This window comes from Actinokineospora globicatena (assembly GCF_024171945.1).
Lineage (GTDB): Bacteria > Actinomycetota > Actinomycetes > Mycobacteriales > Pseudonocardiaceae > Actinokineospora > Actinokineospora globicatena.
Window position 1 is genome coordinate 1016514 of record NZ_JAMTCR010000002.1, and the last position, 11847, is coordinate 1028360.

Genomic DNA, 11847 nt, shown 5'->3' on the forward strand with positions numbered 1-11847 from the left:
TGCCCGAGAGTCACAGGTCGCTCTCGGCCGCCGCCCGCGCCCGACCGGCCGCTCTGATCCGGCGGAACAACCGCAGGCCGACGAGCAGCACCAGCACCCCGGCGGCCGTTCCGGTCACCGCGATGGTGATGCTGCCGTACGAGGTGGAGTTCAACTCCAACCGGGAGGACTTACCGAGCAGGGTGCCACTGTCGGTGGTGAGCCAGATCGTGACGGTGAACCGCCCGGAGCGCGTGACCTCGGCGGGCAGGTAGCGCGGTATGCCCGCTTTGGCCGGGATCCGGACGACGACGGCCTCCTCCGGCTTGAGCCCGGGGGTGGAGCCGACGTTGATCTTCGCGCGCACGGTGACCGGCAGGCCGTTGGTGATGAACACCGGCAGCGGGCTGTCCTTGGACGCCAGCGACAGCGGCCTGCCCGGATCGGTCACCGACACCTGCGAGAGCAGCGCGGTGACCTGGTCGTTGACCGCCCCCGCGGCCCGGCGGGCCAGGTCCGGCTCCGCGCGCCAGGCCGAGGACCCCGACCTGACCAGCGCGTACCGCATCGGCTTGATGAGGTCCTTCGGGTCGACCTGCCGGGTGTCGTCCTCGAAGAGCACGTTCTCCACCAGGTCCCGCTGCACCGCGTCCACGGCGGCGATCTGCGCGGTCACCGGGGCGGGCACCTCGGCGGCGCTGTCGGTCGCCGAGTACTCCAGCCCGCCTGCCGTGCCCCGGTCCGGCCCGCTGACCAGGCCGTCGAGCCCCAGCGGGCGGACGAAGCCCTGGCTCTCCAGCGACCACATGGTCTGCAGGAACACGGTCAGCTCGGCCGGGGTCGCGCTCCACCGGCGCGGCGGCGCGACCAGCACCGACTGGCCGGGGGTGCTCTGGAAGCCGCCGCGGAAGACGAGCGTGGCCAGGCCGTTCTGGATCGACGATGTCTTCACGCCCGCGTCGTCGACCTGGGCCTTGGGCGCCAGCGAGGAGGCCACGAGCTGGTCGAACGGGATGGTCCGCAGGTTCTGGCCGAGCGTGTAGGGCACCTCGCCCTGCGGGTCCTTGACCTTGGCCGCGTCGGAGATGACCGTGGTGCGGCCCCCGGCGGCGAGCACCGACAGGGTGCGCTCGTCGAGCGTGCCGCCGTCCGGCCAGACCGTGCTGGTCAGCGGCTTGGTGCCGAGGGTGGTCTCGACCGACGCCGTCTCCGCCAGCGCGATGTTGACGAGTGCGCCGGTGTTCGCCCTGGTGAGCGCGGCGAGGTCGACGTCGGCGTAGGGCAGCGCGATGACGCACTGGCCGCGGGTGAGCTCCTTGACCCGGTCGAGCCACAGCTGCGCGGTCTGGGCGCCCGCGCCCTGGAACACCGAGCCGTCGGCGGCGCGGACCAGATAGCCCCCGGCCATCTCGGTGACCGTGTCGAGCAGGTCCGGGTCCACGACGAAGCACAGGGACCGCAGCGCCGAGGCGTTCTCGGCGGCCGCCGTGCGCACGGAGTCGACCAGGGTGAACAGCCGCCCGCTCGACAGCGACGCGGACAGGCCGTCGTCGGCGAACACGGTGCGGCTGCCGTCGGTCGGGGTCTGCACCCGGCGCGGTCGCTCGTCGATCAGCGGCCACAGCACGCTGAGCTGGGTGGGCTGCGCGGGCGGGACCGCGGGGCCGCCACCGGGGACGGCCAGGACCGGTAGCAGCGTGCTCAGCGCGCCGACCCGCTCGGCCCGGCCGTAGTCGGGGACGCCGTTGAAGTTGAGGACGACCGGGTAGACGCCGCGCTTGTCCAGCTTCAGGGCGCCCTTGTCGGCGTTGACCGGGACGGTGATGGTGAACGGGACGCTCTGGCCGCGGTCGAGCGAACCGGCGACGGGCTGGAACGCGGAGCTGATCGCCGGTCTGGTCAGCGCGTCGGTGCGCTGCGGGTCGCTGAGCGCCGCGCGTAACCCGGCCTCGGTGTCGAGCACGTCGCCGCGCTGCAGCCGGACCTCGATCTTGTCCACCCGGCGGTCGCCCGAATTGGTGATCTGGCCGGTGATGGTCACTGCTTGAGTGGTTGCTTCCACCACTCGGGGGACGAGCTGGTCGATGTCGACCCGCAGGCGGGCCGCCAGTTCCGCCGCGGCGGCGGGTTGGCCGGTCAAGGGCGCGCCGAGCACGGCGCAGACGGCGGCCAGCGCCGCAAGACCGGCGCGGCGCAGTCGAGTGGTCACGGCTTCTCTCCAGCCATCGGGTCAGGCCCGTCCGACTTCAGGTAGATCTCGCTCAACCGGATCGGGTGAGAGCGGATGCTCGGAGAGTAGTTGCCTGGCTTTGCGGACCAGACGGCGCTCATCGGCATAGGCGAGCCGGTCGTCCAACTCGTCGAGTGCCACCCACGCGACCTCGGTCACCTCCATGTCCTCGTCGGACAGCTCGAAAGAGTAGGCCCGGAGCAGGAAGTGGTGGACGGTTTTGTGGATTCGCTTCGTGCCGTCCGCGACGAACCAGTAGTCGATCGTGCCGAGTGGGCGGATCACCTCCCCGTCGATGCCCGTCTCCTCGGCGACCTCGCGCACCGCGGTCTGCTCCGGGGTCTCCCCCGGCTCGATGTGCCCCTTGGGCAGCGACCACAGCAGCCGCCCGCGCCGGTCCAACCGCCCGATCAGCGCCACCGCGCTGGTCGACGGGTCGACGACCAGGCCACCGGCCGAGGTCTCGTCGACGGTGGTCAGCCTGCGGCCGCGGCGCCGGAACCGGCGCCCGGACCGGGCACCTCGGGACCTGCCGGACGACGGGGGCATGCCCGCGATGGTAGTGCGAACGGCGCAGTCGGGGCGGGCGTGCGACCCGGGGCGTCGTGGAGCGGATACGCTCGTCCACCGTGTCCAGAACGTCCGCCACCACCAACGCCGCACGCAACGCCGTGGTGGAACTCCTGCGCGTCTCACCGGTCGCCGACGACCTCGCCACCCGCTTCGCCGCGGCAGGCCACCGGCTCTACCTGGTCGGCGGCAGCGTCCGCGACGCCATGCTCGGCAGGCTCGGCAACGACCTGGACTTCACCACCGACGCCAGGCCGCGCGAGATCATGCGGATCGTCACCGGCTGGGCGGACGCGGTCTGGGACACCGGCATCGCCTTCGGCACCGTCGGCGCGGCCAAGCACGGCGCCCAGTGCGAGATCACCACCTTCCGCGCGGACGCCTACGACCGGGTCAGCCGCAACCCCGAGGTCCAGTTCGGCGACACCATCGAGGCCGACCTGGTGCGCCGCGACTTCACCGTCAACGCGATGGCCATCGACCTGTCCACCCGGCAGTTCATCGACCCGCACGACGGGCTCGACGCGCTGGCCAACCGGGTGCTCGACACCCCGGCCACCCCGCAGGAGTCCTTCGCCGACGACCCGCTGCGGATGCTGCGCGCGGCCCGGTTCGTCAGCCAGCTCGGGTTCACCTGCGCGCCGCGGGTGCTCGAGGCGCTGCACGAGATGGCCGGGGAGATCACCCGGATCACCGCGGAGCGGGTGCAGGCCGAGCTGTCGAAGCTGCTGTGCGGCGCGCACCCGCGCACCGGCGTGGAGCTGCTGGTCGACAGCGGGCTGGCCGCGCACGTGCTGCCCGAGCTGCCGTCGATGCGGCTGGAGATCGACGAGCACCACCAGCACAAGGACGTCTACGAGCACTCGCTCGTGGTGCTCGACCAGGCCGTCGCGCTGGAGACCGAGGGGCCGGACCTGGTGCTGCGGCTGGCCGCGCTGCTGCACGACATCGGCAAGCCGGACACCCGGCGGCACGTGCCCGGCGGCGGCGTGAGCTTCCACCACCACGAGGTGGTCGGCGCCAAGCTGGTCCGAAAGCGCTTGCGGGCACTGCGGTACTCGAAGGAGGTCATCGAGGACGTGGCCCGGCTGGTGTTCCTGCACCTGCGCTTCCACGGGTACGGCAAGGGCGAGTGGACCGACTCGGCGGTGCGCCGCTACGTCACCGACGCCGACGACCTGCTGCCCCGCCTGCACAAGCTGGTCCGCGCCGACTGCACCACCCGCAACCGCCGCAAGGCCAGCGCGCTGCAGCGCACCTACGACGGGCTCGAGGAGCGGATCGCCCGCATCGCCGCCGACGAGGACCTGGCCAGGGTGCGGCCGGACCTCGACGGCAACGAGATCATGCGGCTGCTCGACGTGCCGCCGGGTCCGCTGGTCGGCAAGGCCTGGACGTTCCTCAAGGAGCTGCGGCTCGACCAGGGCCCGCTGGAGTACGACGACGCGGTGGCGGCGCTGCGGTCCTGGGCGCGCGCGCAGGGACTAGGCGTGGCCGCGGCTGACCAGGGCGAACCCGCCGACGCCGACGAGGTAGCAGGCACCGGCGCCGAGGACGAGCAGCGGTGACGCGCCGTCCGGGGCGACGACCAGCGCGGCGAGCGCGATCGAGACGACCTGGGCGACGTTGAACAAGGTGTCGTAGAGGGCGAAGACCCGGCCGCGCAGGTCGTCGCCGATGTCGCGCTGCACCGCCGCGTCGACGCACAGCTTCACGACCTGCCCGGCGAACGAGATCACCAGGGCCGCGGCGAGCGTGGTCGGCATGGTCAGCGGCAGGCCGAAGCCGACCACGGCGACAGCGCCGAGCAGCAGGCCACCAGCGAGGGCGCGGCGCCTGCCGATGGCGGCGACGATCCGGGCGGTCACCAGGCCCGCGAGCAGGATGCCCGCGCCGAACAGGCCCGCGACCTGGCCGAGTCCGCCGAGACCCGCGTCGAACCGGAACCGGATCAGCAAGACGGTCAGCAGGAGGGCCACGCCGAACGCCATCCGGTGGGCCAAGAGGGCGACGAACGCGGCGAGGACGGTCGGGGTCTTCACCGCTGCGCGGCCACCGTCGTAGAGGCCCCGCGCCACGGCGACCGCGGTCTGGGAGGGCTCGTTGACCTCGTCGGGGCCGAGCGCTCCCCTGGCGAACCGGATCGCGAACCAGGCTGAGCCGGCGGAACCGAGGCACGCGATGGCGGTAGTGGTACCTGAGCCGAGGTTGTCGTCGCCGAAGATCGCTCTTAGGCCTACCGCGCATCCGGCGCCTAGGACGGCGATGACCGCGCCGAGAGTGGTGGCTAGAGCGTTCGCTTCGACCAGGTTCCGGACGGGGACGACGTGTGGGAGCGACGCAGATAGCCCCGAATTGATGAACCTGCTGACGCCGATGACGACTAGAGCCAAGGTGAACAGCGTCGTCCCGCTAGCGCCAACTGCGACAGACAGAGCTGACGTGACGATCAACGCACCGCGCAGGACGTTCGCCGCGACCAGCACCCGGCGGCGGTCCCACCGGTCGAGCAGGGCACCCGCGAACGGGCCGATGATCGAGTACGGCAGCAGGAGCGCGGTGAACCCGGCGGCGATCGCCAGCGGGTCGGCCTCGCGCTCCGGGTTGAACAGGACCGCGCCCGCGAGCCCCGCCTGGAAGAGGCCATCGCCCCACTGGGCGGAGAAACGCGTGAACAGGAGCCTGCGGAAGCCCGCGAGGGCCAGCAACGCCCGCGGCCCGACACGCGCGTGGTGGGCCTCGTGGTCGGATCCCGTCTTGGCCGTGCTCACGACGGCTGAGCCTATAGGGATGGGCGGCCCTCGAAAGGGCCGCCCATCCTGGCCGACACCCGGTCGCCTCACGGCGAGTTGCGCGACGTGGCTCCAGCCGAGCGGTATTCCACGAAGGCGGTTCTAGTTGAGCCCGGGGGACACGAAGGCATCGACCGCTGTGTCCAACGCGCGGGACCGCGCCGGTGTTCCCGCGGTGTTTCGGCGGTTCCCGGCTCCGGTCCCGGCGATCCCCGTCCGGATGGGATCATGTCGTCGTGCCGTCCGATGTCGACGTCGAACCGGGGACGCTGCTGGTAGCGGCGCCCAGCCTGCTCGACAGCAACTTCCGCCGCACCGTGGTCTACGTCATCGACCACCGCGGCGAGGGGACGTTGGGCGTCGTCCTCAACCGACCGAGTGATGTCCCGGTCGACGACGTCCTCCCGAACTGGGGCCCGCACGTCACCCAACCCGGTTCGGTTTTCGTCGGCGGCCCCGTCGAGCAGAAGACCGCCCTGTGCCTGGCTGCCATGCGCACCGGCGTCACCGTCGACGGCGTCACCGGCCTCATCGGCGTCCGCGGCCCAGTTGCCCTGGTCGACCTGGACGCCGACCCCGAGGCCCTGGCCCCCAAGTTCCGCGGCCTCCGCGTCTTCGCCGGCTACTCCGGCTGGGACGTAGGCCAACTAGCAGGCGAAATAGACCGCGGCGACTGGATAGTCGTCCCCGCCCTCCCCGCCGACGTCATGGCCCCCGCAGGCCAAGACCTCTGGGGCCGAGTCCTCCGCCGCCAAGGCATGCCCCTAGCCCTCCTAGCCACCCACCCCGGCGACGTCCGCGAGAACTAGGAGCGGGTGAGGACGTCGCAGGTGCCGCATTGGCAGCCTGCGCACCCTGCGGGGAGGGTGGGTTTGGGGGCGGGGACGGCTTCGGCGGCGCGGTTGCCGAGGACGCCTGCGGCGAGGGTGATGGCGATGAGGCCGATGATGGCGATCACCGAAACCGTCAGGACCGCGGCGGTGCTGGTGAGGGCGAAGCCCGCGGTGGCGCCGAGGATGCCGACCAGGCCTGCGACCAGGGTGGGGAGGCCTGCGACCTTGTTCGCCGTGCGGAAGGCCTCGGGGCTGCGGACGGCCGCTGGGGTGCGGACGCCGCCGAAGCGGTTGCGCGGGAGGCGTTCGGTGAGGCCGAGGACGCCGATGACGAGGAGCGGGAGGCCGGCCACCAGGGGCGCGAGCGGCACGAGGTTCACGTCCAGATGGTAAGAGGTCGTCGTGAGGCCACTCCGTGGACACCCTGGTGCGGTGTGCTTCCCGTCATGTCTCGCGCCCCCAGAGCCACAGCCGCCCTCTGCGCCGCCGTCGTCGCGGTCGGGGTGTTCGCCGCGCCGGCGGCCGCGCACCCGCGGCACCAGGTCCGCTTGATCGGTGAGCGGACGGTCCCCAACGCGCTGGTCTTCCAGGGCACGACGGTCGGTGGCCTCTCCGGCATCGACCGCGACCCCAGGACCGGCGGGTACGTCCTGATCAGCGACGACCGGTCCGACCGGCAGCCCGCCCGGTTCTACACCGCCCGCATCGAAGTCACCGCGAACGGGGTCGGGCCGGTCGAGTTCACCGGGACCAAGCTGCTGCTGCGCCCCGACGGCAAGACCTACCCGCCGCTGTCGACCGGGGACGGCACCACCGTCGACCCCGAGGACATCCGCGTCGACCCGTGGACCGGTGACTACACCTGGAGCCAGGAGGGTGATCGCCGCCCGAACCTGCTGATCGACCCGTCGGTCCGCTCCGCCAGGCGGGACGGTGCGTTCGCCCGCGAGCTGCCGCTGCCCGCGAACCTGAAGATCACCGCCGACCGGGGGCCGCGGCAGAACCTGGTCCTCGAGGGCCTGACCTACGCCGCCGCGGGCAGCCTGGTCGTCTCCACGGTCGAGGGCCCGCTGCTGCAGGACGGCCCCGACGCCACCCCGGAGCGCGGCGCGCTGACCCGGATCGTGGTGCAGACCCGCTCCGGCCACCAGCTCGCCCAGTACGCGTACCCGGAGGAGCCGGTCTTCGCCAAGCCGGTCCCGGCGACCGGGTTCGCCTCCACCGGCGTCACCTCGATCCTGGCCGTCGACCCGCTCGACCCGACCCGCTTCCTGGTCGTGGAGCGCTCGTTCGTGACCGGTGTCGGCAACAAGGTGCGCGTCTTCGAGGTCGACACCGAGGGCGCCACCAACGTGGCCAACCGGGACCTGGCCGACCCGACCGGGGTGCGGCCGGTCCGCAAGCGGCTGCTCGTCGACCTCGCCGACCTCGGCCTGTCTACTGTGGACAACATCGAGGGGATCACCTGGGGACCGCGCCTGCGCACCGGTGAGCGGTCGTTGCTGCTGGTCAGTGACGACAACTTCAGCGCGACCCAGGTCACCCAGGTGGTGGCCCTGGCGGTCCGGCTCTAGCCCGTCGGCGAAATGACGTGGACCGGGTGGGGTAAACTCACTGCCATGAGCACGGCCCGCCTGCTCCTTAGTCAGCCGCGCTGACCAACGCCTGTTGGTGAGCGCGGCAACCCTCCATGCCCATCGGGCTGGGGGGTTTTCGCTTTTCGGGACCGGGTCGGACCACGCAACGCGGAGAGGGACGTTTCCACCATGACGGACGAGCAGCCGGGCCACCGGTACACCGCGGCGCTGGCCGGTCGCATCGAGCAGCGCTGGCAGGACCACTGGGAGCAGCACGGCACCTACCACGCGCCGAACCCGGTCGGGCCGCTGGCCGGGCCGGTGCCCGCGGACAAGCTGTTCGTGCAGGACATGTTCCCGTACCCGTCCGGCGCGGGCCTGCACGTCGGGCACCCGCTGGGCTTCATCGGCACCGACGTCTTCGCGCGCTACCACCGGATGAACGGCCGCAACGTCCTGCACACGATGGGCTTCGACGCCTTCGGCCTGCCCGCCGAGCAGTACGCGGTCTCCACCGGTCAGCACCCGCGCAAGACGACCGAGGAGAACATCGGCAACTACATCCGGCAGATCCGCCGCCTGGGCCTGGGGCACGACGAGCGGCGCCGGATCTCCACCATCGACCCGGAGTACTACCGGTGGACGCAGTGGATCTTCCTGCGCATCTTCAACTCCTGGTACGACGCCGACGCGGGCAAGGCGCGGCCGATCGACGAGCTGGTCGCCCAGTTCGACTCGGGTGAGCGGCCGACCCCGGACGGGCGGCCGTGGGCCGAGCTGTCGCACGCCGAGCGGCAGGGCGTGCTGAACGAGCACCGGCTGGTGTACCTGTCCGACGCGCCGGTGAACTGGGTGCCGGGCCTGGGCACGGTGATCTCCAACGAGGAGGTCACCGCCGACGGCCGCAGCGAGCGCGGCAACTTCCCGGTGTACCGCCGCAACCTGCGCCAGTGGATGATGCGGATCACCGCCTACGCCGACCGGCTGATCGACGACCTGGACCGGCTGGACTGGCCGGACAAGGTCAAGGCCATGCAGCGCAACTGGATCGGCCGGTCCAACGGCGCCCGGGTGCGCTTCGGCGTCGGCGACGAGCGGATCGAGGTCTTCACGACCCGGCCCGACACCCTGTTCGGCGCCACCTACGTCGTGCTGGCGCCCGAGCACCCGCTGGTCGACGTGGTCGCCGCCGACACCTGGCCGTCCGATGTGGACAGCCGGTGGACCGGCGGCGCGGCGACCCCCGGCGCGGCGATCGCGGCGTACCGGCGCACGGCGTCGATGAAGTCCGACCTGGACCGCCAGGAGAACAAGGAGAAGACCGGCGTCTTCACCGGCGCGTACGCGACCAACCCGGCCAACGGCGCCCGGATCCCGGTGTTCATCGCCGACTACGTGCTGATGGGCTACGGGACCGGCGCGATCATGGCCGTGCCCGGTCAGGACCAGCGCGACTGGGACTTCGCCACCGCGTTCGGCCTGCCGGTCATCCGCACCGTGCAGCCGACCGCCGGGTTCGACGGCGAGGCGTTCACCGGTGAGGGCCCCGCGGTCAACTCCGGGTTCCTGGACGGGCTGGGCATCGTCGAGGCCAAGGCCCGGGTCATCGGCTGGCTGGAGGAGCAGGGCCACGGCCACGGCACCATCCAGTACAAGCTGCGCGACTGGCTGTTCTCCCGCCAGCGCTACTGGGGCGAGCCGTTCCCGGTCGTCTACGACGCCGATGGCACCGCGGTAGCCCTGCCGGAGAGCATGCTGCCGGTAGAACTGCCCGAGGTCGACGACTACTCCCCGAGGACCTTCGACCCCGAGGACGCCGACACCGTGCCGTCCCCGCCGCTGTCGCGGGCGACCGAGTGGGTCGAGGTCGAGCTGGACCTGGGCGACGGCCCCAAGACCTACCGCCGCGACACCAACACGATGCCCAACTGGGCCGGGTCGTGCTGGTACCAGCTGCGCTACGTCGACCCGACCGACGGCGAGCGGTTCGTCGAGCCGGAGAACGAGCGCTACTGGCTGGGACCGCAGACCCCCGGTGACCCCGGTGGCGTCGACCTGTACATCGGCGGCGTCGAGCACGCGGTGCTGCACCTGCTGTACGCCCGGTTCTGGCAGAAGGTGCTGTTCGACCTGGGCGAGGTCTCCGGCGAGGAGCCGTACCGGCGGCTGTTCAACCAGGGCTTCATCCAGGCCTTCGCCTACACCGACGAGCGCGGCGTCTACGTCGACGCCTCCGAGGTCGTCGAGAGGGACGGCAAGTTCTTCTTCGACGGCAAGGAGGTCCGCCAGGAGTACGGGAAGATGGGCAAGAGCCTGCGCAACGTGGTCACCCCGGACCAGATGTGCGAGACCTACGGCGCCGACACCTTCCGGATGTACGAGATGTCGATGGGCCCGATGGACGTCTCGCGGCCGTGGGCGACCAAGGACGTCGTCGGCGCGCAGCGGTTCCTGCAGCGGGTGTGGCGCAACCTGGTCGACGAGGAGACCGGTGAGCTGCGGGTCACCGACGCGGAGCCGGACGAGACCACGCTGCGCGCCCTGCACAAGGCGATCGCGGGTGTGCACGAGGACTACGCGAACCTGCGCTACAACACCGCGGGCGCCAAGCTGATCGAGCTGAACAACCACATCACCAAGACCTTCCCCGACGGTGCGCCCCGGTCGGTCGCGGTGCCGATGGTGCAGATGCTGGCGCCGCTGTGCCCGCACATCACCGAGGAGCTGTGGCAGAAGCTGGGCGGCACCGAGTCGCTGGCGCACGGCCCGTTCCCGACCGCCGACGAGCGCTACCTGGTCGAGGACACCGTGGAGTACCCGATCCAGGTCAACGGCAAGGTCCGGGCCAGGGTGACGGTGCCGTCGGGCGCCTCGCAGGACGAGGTCAAGGCGGCGGCGCTTGCCGAGGAGAAGGTGGCCGCGGTGGTCGCCGGTGGCACCCCGAAGAAGGTCATCGTGGTGCCGGGGCGGCTGGTCAACATCGTCCTGTAGCTAGTCGAGCCACTAGTCGAGCCCGACGTCGCGCACGAGGTCGGCCAGCATGGACTCGAACAAGGGCTGCGAGTCCGTCACCGGGAACGGGAACTGGCCGAACACCTCGAGCGCGACCTGGCCGTAGAGCCGGACCCAGAACTGCAGCATCACGTAGGCGGTGCCGACCCCGAGCTGGTCGGCGCCGATGTCCACACCGGACTCGGTGATGGTGAGCAGCAGGTCGTCGCGGAAGCGGGTCAGGTCGGCGACGAGGACGTCGGGCACCTCGTGGTCGGGCCGGGTGATCGGCAGGCCGTTGGCCAGCACCCGGCCCGCGACGGTGAGGAAGATCCGGCCGAACGAGTCGCGCACCTGCTCCTGGGCGCTGACCGGGCAGTACACGCCGGGCGGCGACGGCGAGGCGAAGACCAGGGTGAACTCCTGCGGGTGTGCCAGCGCCCAGCGGCGGAAGCCGCGGCAGACGGCGAGCACCTGGCCGACGTGGTCGGACTCGTCGAGGTCGGCCAGGCCACTGCCCAGGTCGGCACCCAGGTCCGCGCACACGTCGGCGCGCAGGTGCTCGATGAGGTCCTCGCGGGAGCTGTAGTAGCGGTAGAGCGCGGGCGCGGTGATGCCCAGTTCCCTGGCGATGGCGCGCAGGGTGACCGCGGCCGGTCCGTCGCTGACCAGCAGTGCCCGCGCCTGCTGGCGGATCTCCCGATCGGTGGCCGCCCGATCGCGTTCTCGGCGTGTGGCCTGCGTCATGTGCCTACCCCGTGCTCTTGTGAACGCCGTTAACTACCCCGTAGTGTGCACGATCGAGTGAACGGTGTTAACCGGCCTCCCGGTGGTCGCCAGACCGTCGGAGCACGCAACCCGGCGATCGCGGAGGA

The 11847-nt window shown here is 71.5% G+C and carries 9 protein-coding genes; 4 read left to right on the top strand and 5 right to left on the bottom strand.

The genetic code is table 11. The features are described from left to right. Positions 1-10 precede the first annotated feature (10 nt). Entirely contained in the window at positions 11-2188 is a 2178-nt protein-coding gene (locus LV79_RS04860; RefSeq protein WP_253832454.1) for a DUF6049 family protein, read from the bottom strand. A gap of 21 nt (positions 2189-2209) precedes the next feature. Beyond that, entirely contained in the window at positions 2210-2758 is a 549-nt protein-coding gene (locus LV79_RS04865; protein ID WP_253832456.1) for an NUDIX hydrolase, read from the bottom strand. Positions 2759-2838: 80 nt separating this feature from the next. Between LV79_RS04865 and LV79_RS04870 the strand changes: the two genes are divergently transcribed. After that, positions 2839-4347 carry a CCA tRNA nucleotidyltransferase gene (locus LV79_RS04870; RefSeq protein WP_253832458.1) on the top strand — a complete coding sequence of 503 codons (1509 nt, stop codon included), beginning with the start codon at positions 2839-2841 and terminating at the stop codon, positions 4345-4347. Here LV79_RS04870 and LV79_RS04875 read toward each other — a convergent pair. Next, the gene (locus LV79_RS04875) at positions 4264-5550 is read right to left on the bottom strand and encodes an MFS transporter (protein ID WP_253832461.1); all 1287 of its coding nucleotides are present in this window, start codon (positions 5548-5550) and stop codon (positions 4264-4266) included. The two genes, LV79_RS04870 and LV79_RS04875, sit on opposite strands and share 84 nt — an antisense overlap. Before the next feature lie 257 nt (positions 5551-5807). Here LV79_RS04875 and LV79_RS04880 point away from each other — a divergent pair, with 257 nt between their 5' ends. Continuing rightward, positions 5808-6380, top strand: coding sequence for a YqgE/AlgH family protein (locus tag LV79_RS04880; protein WP_253832463.1), 573 nt, complete (start codon positions 5808-5810; stop codon positions 6378-6380). Here LV79_RS04880 and LV79_RS04885 read toward each other — a convergent pair. Beyond that, positions 6377-6784, bottom strand: coding sequence for an SdpI family protein (locus LV79_RS04885; protein ID WP_253832465.1), 408 nt, complete (start codon positions 6782-6784; stop codon positions 6377-6379). The genes LV79_RS04880 and LV79_RS04885 overlap by 4 nt on opposite strands. 66 nt (positions 6785-6850) lie before the next feature. On the opposite strand from LV79_RS04885, the gene LV79_RS04890 reads away from it, so the two are divergent. Together LV79_RS04890 and leuS are read left to right on the top strand one after the other, a co-directional pair. Next, positions 6851-7978: an esterase-like activity of phytase family protein gene (locus tag LV79_RS04890; protein ID WP_253832467.1), complete on the top strand. Its 1128-nt coding sequence runs from the start codon at positions 6851-6853 to the stop codon at positions 7976-7978. Positions 7979-8170: 192 nt separating this feature from the next. Beyond that, positions 8171-10972, top strand: a complete 2802-nt coding sequence (gene leuS, locus LV79_RS04895) for a leucine--tRNA ligase (protein ID WP_253832469.1) — start codon at positions 8171-8173, stop codon at positions 10970-10972. A 12-nt stretch (positions 10973-10984) separates the two neighbouring features. On the opposite strand, the gene LV79_RS04900 is transcribed toward leuS, so the two are convergent. Further along, on the bottom strand, positions 10985-11719 hold the full coding sequence (locus LV79_RS04900; RefSeq protein ID WP_253832471.1) for a TetR/AcrR family transcriptional regulator: 735 nt from the start codon (positions 11717-11719) through the stop codon (positions 10985-10987). Between the last annotated feature and the right edge of the window lie 128 nt (positions 11720-11847).